Annotated in this window: 17 protein-coding genes and 1 pseudogene; 14 read left to right on the forward strand and 4 right to left on the reverse strand. The window is 58.7% G+C overall.

The window, feature by feature from the left end; genetic code table 11:
- The first annotated feature begins 217 nt into the window (after nt 1-217).
- Entirely contained in the window at nt 218-1,126 is a 909-nt protein-coding gene (gene prmB / locus BZL43_RS19305; protein WP_095633774.1) for a 50S ribosomal protein L3 N(5)-glutamine methyltransferase, read from the forward strand.
- 124 nt (nt 1,127-1,250) lie between these two features.
- Here prmB and BZL43_RS19310 read toward each other — a convergent pair whose 3' ends face one another.
- Together BZL43_RS19310 and BZL43_RS19315 are read right to left on the reverse strand one after the other, a co-directional pair.
- Nucleotides 1,251-2,042: a hypothetical protein gene (locus BZL43_RS19310; RefSeq protein ID WP_095633775.1), complete on the reverse strand. Its 792-nt coding sequence runs from the start codon at nt 2,040-2,042 to the stop codon at nt 1,251-1,253.
- A gap of 89 nt (nt 2,043-2,131) precedes the next feature.
- Nucleotides 2,132-3,142: an alpha/beta hydrolase gene (locus BZL43_RS19315; RefSeq protein ID WP_095633776.1), complete on the reverse strand. Its 1,011-nt coding sequence runs from the start codon at nt 3,140-3,142 to the stop codon at nt 2,132-2,134.
- A gap of 85 nt (nt 3,143-3,227) precedes the next feature.
- Here BZL43_RS19315 and aroC point away from each other — a divergent pair, with 85 nt between their 5' ends.
- From aroC to BZL43_RS19330, 4 genes and pseudogenes are all read left to right on the forward strand, one after another.
- Nucleotides 3,228-4,319, forward strand: a complete 1,092-nt coding sequence (gene aroC / locus BZL43_RS19320) for a chorismate synthase (protein ID WP_095633777.1) — start codon at nt 3,228-3,230, stop codon at nt 4,317-4,319.
- A gap of 34 nt (nt 4,320-4,353) precedes the next feature.
- The gene (locus tag BZL43_RS19325; RefSeq protein WP_095633778.1) at nt 4,354-5,499 is read left to right on the forward strand and encodes an MFS transporter; all 1,146 of its coding nucleotides are present in this window, start codon (nt 4,354-4,356) and stop codon (nt 5,497-5,499) included.
- Between the two features lie 43 nt (nt 5,500-5,542).
- Nucleotides 5,543-5,638 (forward strand): annotated as a pseudogene (locus BZL43_RS28605) (hypothetical protein); the annotation flags it as partial.
- 21 nt (nt 5,639-5,659) lie between these two features.
- Nucleotides 5,660-6,205 carry an acireductone dioxygenase gene (locus BZL43_RS19330; protein ID WP_095633779.1) on the forward strand — a complete coding sequence of 182 codons (546 nt, stop codon included), beginning with the start codon at nt 5,660-5,662 and terminating at the stop codon, nt 6,203-6,205.
- Nucleotides 6,206-6,423: 218 nt separating this feature from the next.
- Here BZL43_RS19330 and BZL43_RS19335 read toward each other — a convergent pair whose 3' ends face one another.
- Nucleotides 6,424-6,702: a DUF3509 domain-containing protein gene (locus BZL43_RS19335; protein ID WP_095633780.1), complete on the reverse strand. Its 279-nt coding sequence runs from the start codon at nt 6,700-6,702 to the stop codon at nt 6,424-6,426.
- A 354-nt stretch (nt 6,703-7,056) separates the two neighbouring features.
- Here BZL43_RS19335 and BZL43_RS19340 point away from each other — a divergent pair, with 354 nt between their 5' ends.
- From BZL43_RS19340 to BZL43_RS19380, 9 genes are all read left to right on the forward strand, one after another.
- Nucleotides 7,057-8,895, forward strand: a complete 1,839-nt coding sequence (locus tag BZL43_RS19340) for a long-chain-acyl-CoA synthetase (RefSeq protein WP_095633781.1) — start codon at nt 7,057-7,059, stop codon at nt 8,893-8,895.
- A gap of 112 nt (nt 8,896-9,007) precedes the next feature.
- Complete coding sequence (locus tag BZL43_RS19345) at nt 9,008-9,526, forward strand: ankyrin repeat domain-containing protein (protein WP_095633782.1); 519 nt, start codon at nt 9,008-9,010, stop codon at nt 9,524-9,526.
- Nucleotides 9,527-9,677: 151 nt separating this feature from the next.
- Nucleotides 9,678-10,208, forward strand: a complete 531-nt coding sequence (locus BZL43_RS19350; protein ID WP_095633783.1) for a hypothetical protein — start codon at nt 9,678-9,680, stop codon at nt 10,206-10,208.
- 83 nt (nt 10,209-10,291) lie between these two features.
- Complete coding sequence (locus BZL43_RS19355) at nt 10,292-10,483, forward strand: PLDc N-terminal domain-containing protein (protein ID WP_095633784.1); 192 nt, start codon at nt 10,292-10,294, stop codon at nt 10,481-10,483.
- Between the two features lie 303 nt (nt 10,484-10,786).
- A complete protein-coding gene (locus BZL43_RS19360) occupies nt 10,787-11,020 on the forward strand; it encodes a hypothetical protein (protein ID WP_038979787.1) in 234 nt (77 codons plus the stop codon).
- A 215-nt stretch (nt 11,021-11,235) separates the two neighbouring features.
- Nucleotides 11,236-11,577: a ribonuclease E inhibitor RraB gene (locus tag BZL43_RS19365; protein ID WP_007902188.1), complete on the forward strand. Its 342-nt coding sequence runs from the start codon at nt 11,236-11,238 to the stop codon at nt 11,575-11,577.
- Nucleotides 11,578-12,048: 471 nt separating this feature from the next.
- Nucleotides 12,049-13,458 carry a circularly permuted type 2 ATP-grasp protein gene (locus tag BZL43_RS19370; protein ID WP_007902187.1) on the forward strand — a complete coding sequence of 470 codons (1,410 nt, stop codon included), beginning with the start codon at nt 12,049-12,051 and terminating at the stop codon, nt 13,456-13,458.
- Nucleotides 13,459-13,470: 12 nt separating this feature from the next.
- Nucleotides 13,471-14,421 carry an alpha-E domain-containing protein gene (locus BZL43_RS19375; RefSeq protein ID WP_095633785.1) on the forward strand — a complete coding sequence of 317 codons (951 nt, stop codon included), beginning with the start codon at nt 13,471-13,473 and terminating at the stop codon, nt 14,419-14,421.
- Nucleotides 14,418-15,227 (forward strand): transglutaminase family protein, encoded by an 810-nt coding sequence (locus tag BZL43_RS19380; RefSeq protein WP_095633786.1) that lies wholly within the window; start codon nt 14,418-14,420, stop codon nt 15,225-15,227. Before BZL43_RS19375 ends, BZL43_RS19380 begins: the two co-directional genes overlap by 4 nt.
- A 141-nt stretch (nt 15,228-15,368) precedes the next feature.
- Here the strand turns inward: BZL43_RS19380 and BZL43_RS19385 are convergent, their stop codons facing one another.
- Nucleotides 15,369-16,190 carry a cytochrome c gene (locus BZL43_RS19385; RefSeq protein WP_095633839.1) on the reverse strand — a complete coding sequence of 274 codons (822 nt, stop codon included), beginning with the start codon at nt 16,188-16,190 and terminating at the stop codon, nt 15,369-15,371.
- Nucleotides 16,191-16,420: the final 230 nt, after the last annotated feature.

Consider the following 16,420-nt stretch of genomic DNA (forward strand, 5'->3'; position numbering starts at 1 on the left):
GCTTTTGCGACATTGTCCTCTGGCTGAGCGCTTCTGTGAATCGCTACCATCGTAGGCACCGCCGTTGTTGGGTCGCAGCCTTGTCAAGATACTCGTTCTGTTCAATAGCTTGCGAAAAAAATAGAAGAGTCCTACATCTGGTCCGGTGTTTTTCCTGCGTCGTCGTGGCGCCTTTTGGCTGTTAGAATCGTCAGTCGTTTTTTCTGGAGTTTGCCCCGTGATCACTTCCCGACTTCGTACCCTGCGTGACCATATCCGTTGGGCCGTCAGCCGCTTCCATGGGGAGGATCTGTTTTTCGGCCATGGGACCGACAACGCCTGGGACGAAGCCCGTCAACTGGTGCTGGGTGCGTTGCACTTGCCTTGGGAAATTGCCGACAGCTATCTGGACTGCCGTCTGGAAGACGACGAACTGGTCAACTTGCAACGCTTGCTCAAGCGCCGCATCGAAGAACGCATCCCGACCGCTTACCTGCTGGGCGAAGCCTGGTTCTGTGGCATGTCGTTCATTGTCGACGAACGCGTACTGATCCCGCGTTCGCCCATTGGCGAACTGATCGAAAAGCGTTTCGAACCGTGGCTCGGCGCCGAACCTGCGCGCATTCTCGACTTGTGCACCGGTTCCGGCTGCATCGGCATCGCCTGTGCCTACGAATTCCAGAATGCCGAAGTGGTCCTGGCTGACCTGTCGTTCGAAGCGCTGGAAGTGGCGAACCAGAACATCGAGCGTCATGGTGTCGATGAGCGCGTGTTCACCGTTCAGGGCGACGCTTTCGATGGCTTGCCAGGACAACGTTTTGACCTGATCGTGTCGAACCCGCCTTACGTCGATGCGGAAGATTTCGCCGACATGCCGGATGAGTATCAGCACGAGCCGGAGCTGGGCCTGGCCTGTGGCGACGACGGTTTGAACCTGGTGCGCCGCATGCTCGCCGAAGCGGCGGATCATCTGACCGAAAAGGGATTGCTGATTGTCGAGGTGGGTAACAGCCAGGTTCACGTCGAGGCGCTGTACCCGGAAGTCGACTTCGCCTGGCTGGAGTTCGAGCGCGGCGGGCATGGAGTGTTCATGCTGACAGCGCAGCAGTGCCGCGATCATCAGGCGTTGTTCGCGTCCCGCGTCTGACTCTAGAGCCTTCGCGGGCAAGCCTCGCTCCTACGGGGTCTGTGTCGTATCCAAATGATGTGGCACACACAAAACCTGTGGGAGCGTGGTTTGCCCGCGATGGCCGCACCGCGGTCTCAAACCTTCAGCGGTGCGTAGCAATCCAGATCAACAACCCCGCCTGAAACACCGCAAACGCCACCAGACACGTAATGGTAAAACGCAGCCCGGCGTCTTCGCGTTTGTACTTGCTGACTTTTTCTTCGTGCTTCTTCAGTTTGACTTCTTGTTCAGCCAGGTTCTGCTCGGCTTGCTGGAGCATCTGCGCGGCTTCGAGGATTTCTACCTGCTGCAGCTTTTCGCTGTTCCAGTCGCCGAGCAAATCCCCCACCCGCACCTCTTTAACGCTGCCCTTCAAATGCTGGGCGTCGGCGTAGACCACGTCAAAACCGTGCACCCGCAGAAAGTGATCGCGACGCAGGCGAGTGTCTTCGTTCAGCGCATCCTTGTTGTTCAGGTCAGTGCCGTCGACGGTATAAGCGGGCCATCTCTTTTTCGCCCACGTAATGCCCTGAGCAGCCATATAGCGCCCGATACCACGGTTCATCGGCTCGATCTGCAAGCCGCTTTCCGGGCCGAAATGCACGCGTTTGGCAGCGTGATCAACCCAGACATCCAGATGATTCTGTTCTTTGCGCACCCGCTGGCCTGGCAACTTGATGGCCATGCGCAGAAGGCTGTGTTCCTTGCTATTGCGTTCGGCGTAACCGAATTCGACAAAGCGCAACGGCCGTCCACCGGTGTTGCGGTCGGTTTGCAGCGGCGCCAGGCGGAGCATTTTGTGGTGCTCGACGTGGACGTCCGCCCACGGCAGCTCGACCGCTGGCGGTGCGTCTTTTTCAGCGGTGGTGTCGGGTGAAGTCTGGGTATCAGTCATAACGGCGAGATCCTGTCCAAGCCCTGCTTGCCGCCAGCCAGTGGGCTGGCGACAAAGGCTTATCGGCCGTTTTTTTCAGGACTGGAGGGTTAACTGGCGCCAAGTCCGTCAATAAACTCGAGGATTCGCGCACCGAGTTCGGCTGCCAGGGGTAATTGCGGATCTTTATAGGAGGCCAATTGCCGCTTCACGTCGTTGGGCACGATGCGCATCACGTGGTTCATGCCTTCGATCAGCGCCAGTTCGGCATCTGGTTTGGCGGCCTTTAGCGCCTTGGCGTCACCCACGCCGACCTGAATGTCGTTGCTGCCCTGGATGATCAGCGCCGGCATTTTCAGTTTGGCGAAGGCCGCTGCCGGGTCCTGGCGGAACAGCGAAATCAGATACGGCTGCACGCTGGGACGGAAAATCACCTGCAATGGCGGCGGTACGTTGTCGTCGGTGCGGCCGGCCTTGAGGCTGTCGAGCAATTCATTGCTGCGCAGCATCAACGGTGGCGGCAGGCGATTGCTCAATTGCTGGCGCAGTACCTGATCGATCGGCCGGGCGCTGCCAGACATGGAAATCACCGCCGCGGCGTCAACGTTTGGCGCCGCGAGGCTGGCGATCAACGCCCCTTCGCTGTGGCCGAGCAAAATCAGTTTGCCAAAGCGCGGGTCGGTTTTAAGTTTCTGGCCCCAGGCCACGGCGTCGGCCACATACGCTTCCACCGACAGATTGCGTTCGTCCGGCGTGGCCGCGAGGCTCGCCGCCACGCCACGCTTGTCGTAACGCACGCTGGCGATGTTGTGTTTGGCCAGCACCCAGGCCAGCCGTTTGAGGCTGTCATTGCGGCCGCCGTCAGGGTTGTTTCCGTCACGATCCGTAGGACCGGAGCCGGAAATGATCAGGACAACCGGCACTGGCGTGTCGGATTTGGGCAGCAACAGCGAGCCGAAAAGCTCGCCGCTGCCCGTGTCCAGTGTGATGGGACGTTGTAAAACAGTGGCCTGGGCCACATAGGGGAGCAGGCCGGTAAACAAGGTAAGGCTCAAGGCTAGAACTCGCAGCATCATCACGCCATCATCGACAAGGTGCCGGTTGGACTCGCAGGCAGCCATAAGGTTCGAGGATGAACTAGTCGGGTAGCCTGCGTATACTGGCGCGCATTACGTATTTTGGTTTCGATTTCACGGAGCGTCCCGCATGTCCGGCAATACCTACGGCAAGCTGTTCACTGTCACCACCGCGGGCGAAAGCCATGGCCCGGCGTTGGTCGCCATTGTCGATGGCTGCCCGCCGGGCCTGGAGATTTCCCTTGAGGATCTGCAGCGCGACCTGGACCGGCGCAAGCCCGGCACCAGCCGCCACACCACCCAGCGCCAGGAAGCCGACGAAGTCGAAATCCTCTCTGGCGTGTTCGAAGGCCGCACCACCGGTTGCGCCATCGGCCTGTTGATCCGCAACACCGACCAGAAGTCCAAGGACTATTCGGCGATCAAGGATCTGTTCCGACCGGCCCACGCCGACTACACCTACCACCACAAATACGGCGAGCGCGATTATCGCGGCGGCGGTCGCAGTTCGGCCCGTGAAACCGCCATGCGCGTGGCGGCGGGGGCGATTGCGAAAAAGTACCTGGCCACCCAAGGCATCGTCATTCGTGGCTACATGAGCCAGCTCGGTCCGATCGAAATCCCGTTCAAGACCTGGGATTCGGTGGAAGAAAACGCGTTCTTCAGCCCTGATCCGGACAAAGTGCCAGAGCTGGAAGCTTATATGGACCAGTTGCGTCGCGACCAGGATTCAGTCGGCGCGAAAATCACCGTGGTCGCCGAAGGCGTGATGCCGGGCCTCGGCGAGCCGATCTTCGACCGTCTCGACGCCGAACTGGCCCATGCGTTGATGAGCATCAACGCGGTCAAAGGTGTTGAGATCGGCGCCGGGTTTGCCAGCATCGCCCAGCGCGGCACCGAGCACCGTGATGAAATGACCCCGGAAGGTTTCCTCAGCAACAATGCGGGCGGCATTCTGGGTGGCATCTCGTCCGGTCAGCCAATCGTGGCACACCTGGCACTCAAGCCGACCTCGAGCATCACCACGCCCGGCCGCTCCATCGACATCCATGGCAACCCGGTTGAGGTCATCACCAAGGGCCGTCACGACCCGTGTGTCGGCATCCGCGCCACGCCAATCGCCGAAGCGATGATGGCGATTGTATTGATGGATCACCTGCTGCGTCACCGCGGGCAGAACGTCGATGTGCGGGTGAGCACTCCGGTGCTGGGTCAGCTTTAATGGCTGACCTTATGGTCGCCGGGATCTGACGACGTTGGCGGCGCTCCCGTACTGGCGGCTTTCCAGTTTCTATCTGTTCTATTTCGCCTTGCTCGGTTCGACAGCGCCATTTTTGGCGCTGTACTTCGATCACTTGGGGTTTTCCAGTGCGCGCATTGGCGAACTGGTGGCGATCCCGATGCTGATGCGCTGCGTGGCGCCGAATATCTGGGGCTGGCTTGGTGACTACACCGGGCGACGGCTGGCCATCGTGCGGTTCGGCGCGGTCTGTACCCTGCTGACCTTCTCGCTGATTTTCGTCAGCAAAAGCTACGCGTGGCTGGCGATGGTCATGGCCCTGCATGCGTTCTTCTGGCACGCGGTACTGCCGCAATTCGAAGTCATCACCCTGGCGCACTTGAACGGCCAAACGTCTCGCTATAGCCAGATTCGCCTGTGGGGTTCCATCGGTTTCATCATCACTGTGGTCGCCCTCGGTCGGATGTTCGAATGGCTCAGCCTGGACATCTATCCGCTGGCACTGGTGCTGATCATGGCCGGCATTGTGGTCAGCAGTTTATGGGTGCCCAACGCGCAACCGATTCAGAGTGAACGGCTGGTGGGGGAGGGGTTCCTGCAGCAATTGCGCAATCCTGGAGTGTTGGCGTTCTACGGTTGCGTGGCGCTGATGCAGATGAGTCACGGGCCGTATTACACCTTTGTGACCCTGCACCTTGAGCAACTCGGTTACAGTCGTGGGCTGATCGGCATGCTTTGGGCGGTCGGCGTGGTTGCCGAAGTCTTGATGTTTCTGGCCATGAGCAAGATCCTTGCGCGCTTCTCGGTGCGCCGGGTGCTGCTGGCGAGCTTCCTGCTGGCGGCATTGCGTTGGTTGTTGCTCGGTTCGTTTGCCGAATTCCTCTGGGTGTTACTGTTCGCCCAAGTGCTGCACGCCGCCACCTTCGGCAGCTTTCATGCGGCTGCCATCCAATTCGTGCAACGCAGCTTCGGCGCGCGTCAGCAAGGCCAGGGCCAGGCGTTGTATGCCGCGCTGGCCGGCACCGGCGGCGCATTGGGCGCGTTGTATTCCGGTTACAGCTGGAACGCACTCGGCGCCACATTGACCTTCAGTATCGCCAGTCTCGCAGCCTTCGCCGCTGCCGTTATCATTGCCACACGTATGCAAGAGGACCGGCCATGAGCCTGACCTGCGAATATCTCGCCCGAGAAAATCGAGACGGAGCGCGCGCATGAGCGACGCCCTGCGACCGATCGAGGCCTTTGAATTTTTGTTCGAGTGCGAGTTGAAGACGCGCTCACTCTCGAACCATAAAGCATGAACCGTTAAGGAGTTGCCCAGAATGAGCAGCCTGTCCGTTTATCACGTCTCCAGCCCAGAACTACCGAACAAAGTTCTGACCCACCTCGAGGACATCGCCTCGACCCTGGCCGAACAGGGCGTGCGCTTCGACCGTTGGCACGCCGTGGCGAAAATCCAGCCCGGTGCCGGCCCGGAAGAAGTGATCGCCGCGTATCAAGAAAACATCGACAAACTGATGACCGAGCGCGGTTATCTCTGCGTCGATGTCGTCAGCTTGAACAGCGATCACCCGCAAAAAGCCGAGTTACGAGCCAAGTACCTTGATGAACACCGCTACGCTGAAGACGAGGTACGATTTTTCGTCGCTGGCCGTGGTTTGTTCTCCCTGCACATCGGCGATTACGTTTACGCCGTGCTCTGCGAGAAAAACGACCTGATCGTGGTGCCAGCCGGTACGCCGCACTGGTTCGACATGGGCGAGCACCCGCATTTCGTCACCATCCGTCTGTTCAACAACCCCGAAGGCGCAGTGGCTGGCTTCACCGGCGATGACATCGCCCGCCGCTTCCCGCGTCTGGAGGACTGAGTAGAGGCCAATCGCCTGTAAACCACACAACCTGTAGGAGCAGAGCTTGCTCGCGAAGGCGGAGTGTCAGTCAACGTTAATGTCGCCTGACACTCCGCCTTCGCGAGCAAGCTCTGCTCCTACAAGGGTTGTGCAAAGTCAGAAACAACTCAGGCCGTGACGCGGAAGCGCTCACGGCCTGTTTGTTTGTAGCGTGTTTATGTATACCACTGCCGTATTTAAACCGAGTGATAAGTCGGCAAGGCGAACCGTTGCTGGCTTTGCAGCATGGAGATCTGCGGCAGTTCGCTGGCTTGTTCGGCGACGTCACGACGTATCGCGCTGATCACCCATGAAAGCTGATCGCCAGCATGCAATTGCTGGTAGGAAATCGAACGTTTGAAGATTTTGCCGTCTGTACTGCGCAGGGTCAGCAGAATGCCGCCATCAGGCCGTGGCTGGGTGGTCACTTCGAAGTTGGAGAATAGCGACGAAAATTTTTCCTGGATCAGGCTCATGTCTATCAGCTCCGTTTGTGCTTGAAGGGCAACATGGAGAGGTAGTTGCAGTGATTGTGCCAGTACCTGGTTTTTTAAAAATACTTATATATCAATAAGTTAGAGAGATTATGTTCCTACGCTTTCGTGCAATCTGCATGAATGGCCATCGTGCATCCTGCATTTTGCGTGGTCGATCGCGATTCGATGGAACCTATCACGACGCCAGGGTTCCGCTTTTCGATCGCCGGTCCAGACGCTTGGGTCGCGGATACAAAACATTGCAAAAACCGCGTGTACAGCTCAAGAACCGCTGACGTATTTTCGGCCTCAAACAACGCCACCCGACAATAAGAAAATCGAACGGGAGCATCAATGAGCCGTACGCTGAACGACACGATTACCTGGGGCATGATGCTCCGCAAGCTGCCTTCCATTACCAAAGCCATTCCCCGCGTGGTGAAGGGCATGAAAGCTGCCAACGTCAAGGACCCGACCCAACCGTGTGGCCTGGGCTGGAGCTTCGAGCAGGCGACCTTGCGCAATCCCGATGGCCCGGCTTTGCTGCAGGGCGAGGTGAGACTCACTTATGCCCAGGTCAATCAGTGGGCCAATCGCATCGCCCATCACCTGATTGCCCAAGGCATCGGCAAGGGCGATGTGGTGGCGATTTTTATCGAAAACCGTCCGGAACTGCTGGTAACAATATTGGCGGTGGCCAAGGTCGGTGCGATCAGCGCTTTGCTCAATACTTCCCAGACCCGCGATACCCTGGCCCACAGCCTGAATCTGGTGGCGCCGGTGGCAATCGTGGTCGGAGAAGAGCTGGTTGCGGCCTTCAACGCGGTCCGTGAACGGGGGTCCATCGACGCGACACGTACCTGGCTTGTCGCCGATCAAGACACTTATCGCGATCCGGGCAATTCGCCCGATGGCTTCATCAACCTGATGGCGGCCAGCGTTGAAGCGTGCAGCGATAACCCCGTCAGCAGCCAGCAGGTTTTTCTCGACGATCCTTGTTTCTACATTTACACCTCGGGCACCACCGGGTTGCCCAAGGCCGGGGTGTTCAAACATGGCCGCTGGATGCGCAGCTCCGCCAGCTTCGGGTTGATTGCCCTGAATATGCAGCCGCAGGACGTCGTCTATTGCACCTTGCCGCTGTACCACGCCACCGGGCTTTGCGTGTGCTGGGGTTCGGCAATCAGCGGGGCGTCGGGGTTTGCCATTCGCCGCAAGTTCAGCGCCAGCCAGTTCTGGAGTGACGTGCGCAAATACCGGGCGACCACCCTCGGTTACGTCGGCGAATTGTGTCGCTACCTGGTGGATCAACCGCGCAGCGTCGACGACAGTCGCCACAGCGTAACGAAGATGATCGGCAATGGTCTGCGCCCCGGCGCATGGAGCGAGTTCAAGACGCGTTTTGCCGTTGACCATATCTGTGAGCTGTACGCCGCCAGCGACGGCAATATCGGTTTCACCAACATCCTCAACTTCGACAACACCATCGGCTTTTCCCTGATGTCCTGGGAACTGGTGGCGTACGACCACGACAGCGGCGCCCCCACGCGAGATACCCAGGGTTTCATGCGTAAAGTGGCCAAGGGCGAGCAGGGGTTACTGCTGGCGAGGATCGACGACAAGGCACCGCTAGACGGCTACACCGATCCGCAGAAGACCGCAAAAGTCGTGCTCCACGACGTATTCAAGAAGGGCGACCGCTACTTCAATACCGGCGACCTGTTGCGCAACATCGGTTTTGGCCATGCGCAGTTTGTCGATCGTTTGGGCGACACCTATCGCTGGAAGGGCGAAAACGTCTCGACCACCGAGGTTGAGAACATTCTGCTGCAACATCCGCACATTGCCGAAGCCGTGGCCTATGGCGTGGAAATCCACAATACCAACGGGCGTGCCGGGATGGCGGCAATTACGCCGGCCGAATCCCTGGCGACCCTGGACTTCAGCGAGTTGCTGGCTTTCGCCAGGCAGCAACTGCCTGCCTATGCGGTGCCGCTTTTTCTGCGAGTGAAAGTGAAAATGGAAACCACCGGGACCTTCAAATACCAGAAGACCCGGCTCAAGGATGAAGCCTTCGACCCGAACAAAACCGGCGATGATCCGATTTATGCCTGGTTGCCGGGCACTCAGACTTACGTGCAAGTCACCGAGCAGGTGCTGGCGGAGATCCAGGGCGGCAAATACCGCTATTGAATGCGGCGCTTATTAAATGTGGCTATGACCAGGCATGAGAAAAAAGAAGTGACAGGTTCTTGAGCGCTCGGGAAACTATGGGCTTTCCGATTGACCGAATGTGGAGTCACCAATGTCAGACAAAAGCCGCCAGATGACACCCGAAGAGGCTGCTGAATTTGCCGAACAGGTGTTCAATAAAGCGCGCGAAGGCGATGCGGCCATGATGGCTGCGCTGCTGACCAAGGGCTTGCCGGCGAACCTGCGCAACCACAAGGGCGACACCTTGCTGATGCTCGCCGCGTACCACGGCCATGTCGAGACGGTAAAAGTGCTGCTCGAGCACAAGGCTGATCCTGAAATTCGCAACGACAACGGCCAGAGCCCGATTGCCGGCGCGGCATTCAAGGGTGATCTGGCGGTGGTCAAGGCGTTGGTGGAAGGTGGCGCACAAGTGGAAGGTTCGTCCTTCGACGGTCGCACGGCATTGATGATGGCGGCCATGTTCAACCGCGTCGAAATCGTCGACTACCTGATCAGCAAAGGCGCCGATCCGAAGGCCAAGGATGCCAACGGCGTATCCGCGCTGGACGCGGCCAAAACCATGGGCGCGGTGGATACCACCGCACAATTGCAGAAATTGCTTGGCTGATCACATTAAAAGATCGCAGCCTTCGGCAGCTCCTACAGAGCGCACGTCATACCAATGTAGGAGCTGCCGAAGGCTGCGATCTTTTCGTTTTCATGCTTAACCTGCGTTATCCTTCGCGCCCTCAAATCTCCCTCGCTACAGGATCCACCTCATGAAAGCCGCACTCGTCGAACTCATCAGCAAAATCAGCTCCGGGTGCATGAGCGAGGACGAAATCCTGAAAGTCGCTGACGAAGCGGCTCAGGCCTATGCGGATCCAGAAGCTTTTCTGACGGCCAATCCAGACATCAACTACGACGACACTTTCCCGATCCCGTTGGGCGAATGGGTCGTCGTCGGCAGCTTGCCGGAAACCGTGCTGTTCCAGGCCGATACCTACATGGACCTGTTTGCGCAAATCGTCGCTTCGTTCGGCCCCGGCGTCGATTTCAACATCAAACCCAAGCAACTGGCCAAGACCGAAGCCCTGACAGCGCTCAACCGCATTCAGGTGCAGATGAGCAGCCTGAACAAGGAAAACGGCGGTTACACACTGATGAACTTCAGCCAGCTGCTCGACGACGAGTTGCAAATGGTGCTGGTCTACGGAAACGACGTGCCACGGGTGCTGGAGTTGTGCGCCGAAGTCGGCATCGCCGCCGCGCCCTCCCTGGAAGCCCTGAAAGTGGCGATCCACGTCTGAAGCTGTGCAGGACGGTAATAAAACGGAACCCTCGCAAGGCCCGACTATCCTAAGAGGGCGTACCACTCTTCGGGAGCGTCACCATGGGTTCCACGTTCAACAGCCTGGTTGGCCTGATTATTCTTGCCCTGGATATCTGGGCCATCATCAACGTGCTTAAAAGTGGCGCCGAGACCGGGATGAAAATCCTCTGGGTGTTATTGATCCTGCTGCTGCCGGTCCTGGGCCTGATCATCTGGGCCATCGCCGGGCCAAGGGGTGACGTGCGGATCTGATTGGTTTGGCCTGTAACACTGAACCTGTGGGAGCGTGGCTTGCCCGCGATGCAGGCGCCGCGGTCTGTCAGCTGTAACGCGGCGATCCTGTCGCGGGCAAGCCACGCTCCCACAGGATTGGGCCGAGCCATGACGTGAGGTTCGACCTGTATATTCAGTCAATCCATCTGTCGACTTCGCGAGCAAGCATCGCTCAGGTTCTGGGTTTTTTCATGCCGACACGCGGTAATCCGTTGAACGATCAGTCAGGGGTAAAGTCCAGATAGAAGTAAGCCCATCCATGGGTTTATCGAGGAGGCACCGATGCAAAAGTGGAAAATCACTTTCGTGGATGATCACGGTGAAACAGTGGACGAACTCTTCGAGTGCGAGGAATGCCCGAATAGCGAGCAGGCCGCCAAACTCATTCGCGCCCGGTGCCTGCCGGTCGCGGCCGAACTGGATCTCAATGATCTGGAGGGGCGTACCGATGATCCGACCGTCAAAAGTCTGAAATCCCAGAACAGCATCGAAATCATCAGTATTACCCCGATCTGATACATCTCTTGTCACATTCACACCCAGACCTTGGCAGCAGCTCTGTCTTGAGGCTACTCTGCAAGCGAGATCAGCGAATGACTCGCTAAGGTCTGGTCTTGTCAGCTACATGCTTGTTTCCCGTCGGCAACCTCTGTTGCCGTATCGCTTTCACTAATCGGTTGAAAGTGCAGGGAATACGGAAAGTCTATCCATCAGTCTGAGGGGGACGTTTCATGAGCACAGCCTATCAAGAAGACATCAGCAGCAGCGTGCTGCGCCGCATGAAAGAAGGCGGTTTCGACTTTTCACGATTCCATCCCATCGAGTTCTACGCCATTTTCCCGGACGAGGAGCGGGCACGCAGGGCGGCAGGTCATTTTTGTGGTGAATCCTTGAATGCCCAGATCAGCGTGCGCGATGACGGCGCATGGCATCTGGAACTGAGCAAAGTGATGTATGCCACCTACGACGGGATCGGCGACTTTGAGCAGGACTTCGAGGCGGTGGTCGAGCCTCTGGGCGGTATCATCGAAGGATGGGGCGTCAAGCAGGAGGTACGAGGGCTACTCGCATAACGTTATGAACAGTGACAATTCAGCAACGGCTGACCTTCGGGTTGGCCGTTTTCGTTTTTGCGGTTTGCAAAGGTTTAAAAGATCGCAGCCTCGTTTCACGCGTTCTCCTGTAGGAGCTGTCGAGTGGAACGAGGCTGCGATCTTTTGATCTGGGTTTTTGATTCATAACGTTTCAAACACGCAAAAAAAACCGCCTGAGCAGGCGGCTAAAGGGAAGTTCGATCAGGTTTTCCAGCGAATGTGCCGATTATCCGCACCGCCGCCCGGGCAGTGAAATCAACTCTGGCTATGCTGCTGATAGGCGACAGCATTGCTTCGCCATGAAGCGGGGGCAATCAGGTTGGGGCATTTACCGCACAGGATTGGTGCGGTGCGCGCAGCGTCATTATCCAACTGATTGATATCAAAGCGTTTATGCCGATGGCACGGGCCTTGCGAAGACCTGGATGTCCATGTGACAAGGAGTACGGCATGATCCGCACCTATTTTGATGAGATGTACGATGCCGGCGGCCAGGTCCGCCCGCATTATCGGGAGTTTGCCCGTTGGCTGGCCGAAACGCCTGACGAGCTTTTGGCACAACGGCGACGCGAGGCCGATCTGTTATTTCATCGTGCCGGGATTACATTCACGCTCTATGGTGATGAGCAAGGGACAGAGCGCCTGATTCCCTTCGACACCATTCCCCGCAGTATCCCCGCCAGTGAATGGCGGGTCGTCGAGCGCGGCTGCATTCAGCGGGTCAAGGCATTGAACATGTTCCTTGCCGACCTCTATCACGAGCAGCGCATCATCAAGGCCGGCATCATCCCGGCCGAGCAAGTGCTGGCCAACGAGCAATACCAGTTGGCGATGCAGGGGCTGGATTTGCACCGCGATATCTATTCCCACATTTCCGGTGTCGACCTGGTGCGCGATGGCGACGGCACGTACTACGTGCTCGAAGACAACCTTCGTACCCCCAGCGGCGTGAGCTATATGCTCGAAGACCGCAAGATGATGATGCGATTGTTTCCCGAATTGTTCGCCGCCCAGCGCATCGCGCCCATCGACCACTATCCGAACCTGTTGCTCGACACCTTGAAAAGCTCCAGCCCGATCGACAACCCGAGCGTGGTGGTGCTGACGCCGGGGCGCTTCAACAGCGCATTTTTCGAGCATGCGTTTCTGGCTCGGGAAATGGGGGTCGAGCTGGTGGAAGGTGCGGACCTGTTCGTGCGCGATGACAAGGTGTTCATGCGCACCACGGACGGGCCGAAAGCCGTCGACGTGATTTACCGTCGCCTCGACGATGCCTTCCTCGATCCGCTGGCATTCAACCCGGACTCGATGCTCGGCGTTCCAGGTCTGCTGTCGTCTTACCGTTCCGGCAATGTGGTGCTGGCGAATGCCATCGGCACCGGGGTCGCAGACGACAAATCGGTGTACCCCTTCGTCACGGACATGATTCGTTTCTACCTGGATGAAGAGCCGATCCTGAAGAACGTGCCGACATGGCAGTGTCGTAATCCCTCCGAACTGTCCCACGTACTGGCCAATCTTCCAGAACTGGTGGTCAAGGAAACCCAGGGCTCCGGTGGTTACGGAATGCTGGTGGGGCCGGCGGCGACGGCGGCGGAAATCGAATCTTTCCGTGAGCGGATCAAAGCCAAGCCCCACGCGTACATCGCTCAACCGACGTTGTCTTTATCGACCTGCCCGACCTTTGTCGAAAACGGCATCGCTCCACGCCATATCGACCTGCGTCCGTTTGTATTGTCTGGCCGCGAAACCCGGGTTGTGCCCGGCGGTTTGACCCGTGTCGCCTTGCGCGAAGGCTCCCTGGTGGTGAACTCCTCCCAGGGCGGTGGAACCAAGGACACCTGGGTGGTCGAGGATTGAAGGAAGCCTGCCATGTTAAGTAGAACTGCCTCGGATCTGTATTGGATGTCGCGTTACCTGGAGCGGGCGGAAAACCTCGCACGGATGCTCGACATCAGTTATTCGCTGTCACTGATGCCGCAAGACGGGCGTGGTGATGGCTTGCATGAACTCGCCATGCCATTGCTGATCACTGGCACCCTGGACGATTACCTGGAGCGCCATGGCGAACTGCATGCTGAACGGCTGCTGCATTTTTTTGCCCTGGATGCGGCCAACCCGGCGAGCATCTACAGCTGCCTCGGTGCCGCGCGAGCCAGCGCCCATGCGGTGCGTGGGCGAATCACCGCCGACATGTGGGAAAACATCAACGCCACCTGGCTGGAAATTCGCGGGATCGCCGAGCAAGGTTTGAGTCGCTACGGCATGAGCCGTTTCTGTGAGTGGATCAAGGAACGTTCCCACCTGTTCCGTGGCGCGTCCTACGGCACCATCATGCGTAACGACGCGTTCCGCTTCATTCGTCTGGGCACCTTTATCGAAAGGGCTGACAACACGTTGCGCCTGCTCGACGCCCGTTACGAAATGGCCGGCGATCAGGCCGAAGCAGTCAGCGACGGCACGGCTCACGCCTATTACCAGTGGAGCGCCTTGCTGCGGGCCTTGTCGTCGTTCGAGGCTTACACCGAGATTTACCGCGACGCTCCCGGTGCCCGGCATGTGGCCGAGTTGTTGTTGCTGCGCGCCGATGTGCCGCGATCCCTGCGGGCCTGCACTGAAGAAATCGACCAGATCCTCGCTCAATTGCCGGGAGCCAACGGTCGTCCTGCCCAGCGGTTGGCGGCAGAAATGGACGCACGCCTGCGCTACACCGGTATCAACGAAATCCTCGACGAAGGCCTGCACGCCTGGCTGACCGAGTTCATCCCGCTGGTGCGCCGGTTGGGCAATGCCATACACAGTTCCTACCTGGAGGCTGCATGAGACTTTCCATTAGCCACGAGACCACCTATCACTACGAAGATCAGGTGCGGGCGAGCATCCAGTACCTGCGACTGACCCCCCATGACAGCGAACGCCAGCACGTGCTCAGCTGGCAGCTCGACCTGCCACGCCCGGTGCGTGCGCAACTCGATCCGTTCGGCAATATCCTGCATGTGCTGACCCTGGACGAACCCCACGAGGCAATCATCATCGGCGCCCGCGGGCAGGTGGACATCGACGAACTGCGCGAAGCCGAACATGAAAGCCAGTCGGCGCTGCCGTTCTTGCGCTTTACGCGCCTGACCGAAGCCGACGACGCGTTGCGCGCGTTTGCCGAGAAGGCCTGCAAACAACGCCGGGATCGTACGGCGCTGATCGATTTGATGCATGGCCTGAACCAGCACATGACCTACACGCCGGGTTCCACGGAAGTCGACACCAGCGCCGCCCAGGCTTTCGCCGGGCGCTCCGGCGTCTGCCAGGACCACACCCATGCATTTCTTGCCTGCGCCCGCAGCCTGGGCATTCCCTCGCGTTATGTGTCGGGGTATTTGTACAGCGAGAACTGCGAACACCTGGCCAGTCACGCCTGGGCTGAAGCCTGGCTGGATGACGCCTGGTACAGCTTCGACGTAACCAACGAACTGGCCCGCCCGGAGCGTCACCTGAAACTGGCGGTGGGCCTGGATTACCTCGACGCCTGCCCGGTGCGCGGCATGCGTCGTGGAGGCGGGTGCGAGCAGATGCATGCCAAGGTGTTGGTCTCGCCGACGCCAGCGCCGGTGATTTTGGTGCAACAGCAGTAACCTGCCACCGATCGTTCCCACGCTCTGCGTGGGATTGCCTCCACGGACGCTCCGCGTTCGGTTTTGGATGTGACGCAGAGCGTCACGGGCTGCATTCCCACGCGGAGCGTGGGAACGATCACTGAGCAGGGAGGGATGTCTTCAGGGCTTCACCTTGCGCCCAGCCATGTGCTTCAAATACCCCACCAACATTTCCAGATCCCCCTCCGGCAACACCGTCGTCGCGAACGCCGGCATCTTCGCCTGTGGCCACTGGCGCAAGCTTTGCGGATCACGAATGTAGCGCTTGAGGAAATCCGCGCCGAAGTACTCGGTCGGGTTGAACGGGATATTCAGGTCCGGCCCGAACTGCGCATCGCCTGCGCCATTCAATCGATGGCACGCCAGGCAGTTCTTCTGAAACAGCGCAAAGCCCTTGTTCACCGGATCGTCCGCCTTCAGTGCAGGGTCGGGCAGCAGGGCAGGGAAGCGCTCGGCCACCGGGGCCATGCGCTTGATGCTGGCGACTTGGAATGGCCATTGCTCGGGGCTGATATTGCCCGCCTGTGGATCGGTCCAGACCAGGTAAAACGGCCCCGCACTGGGCTTGCCTTCTGACAACGGCGGCCAAGGCTTGGCCGGGTCTTCAATCGCCAGCCAGGCCCGCGCGCCTTGGGTATTGAGTAATGGCGCGGCGGTCAGTTCGGCGGCAAAACCGTCCAGGGCAATGGCTTGCAGGTGATCGTCAGGCTTGATGCCTGTCAACAACGCCGCCAACGGCACCGCGCGATAGCTCATGTCCCGTTTGTAGGAAACGTCGTTCGCGATCGTGATGGTCTGAACCTGAGGATGCTTGAGCAATTGCTCGGTCTGCCAGGTGCGAGGGCTCGCGCCTGGCTCAAGATTCAGCTGTGCGGCAGAAAGAGGCATGCTGAGCAGCAAAGCCCCAAACACAATGAGCGCTTTCAAGTGATTGCCGTCCATGTCGTGGAAATGCCGCAAAGGTTGGCACAGCCACGCCGGCTCGAATAGCGAGCCAATCACATTTTTATCAGGCGAAACGAAAACCCTGATGCTCGATCAGCTAATCACCTTGGTCAGGTTCGGCAAAATCAACAGCAGCGTAGTGGCGAATAGAATGAGCCCGGCTTGACGAACTTTCGAATGCTTGAACATGGCTTGACCGCCTTTTTTGTTATTTCCTGGTGCCTGCC

Source organism: Pseudomonas sp. PICF141 (assembly GCF_002286815.1).
GTDB lineage: Bacteria > Pseudomonadota > Gammaproteobacteria > Pseudomonadales > Pseudomonadaceae > Aquipseudomonas.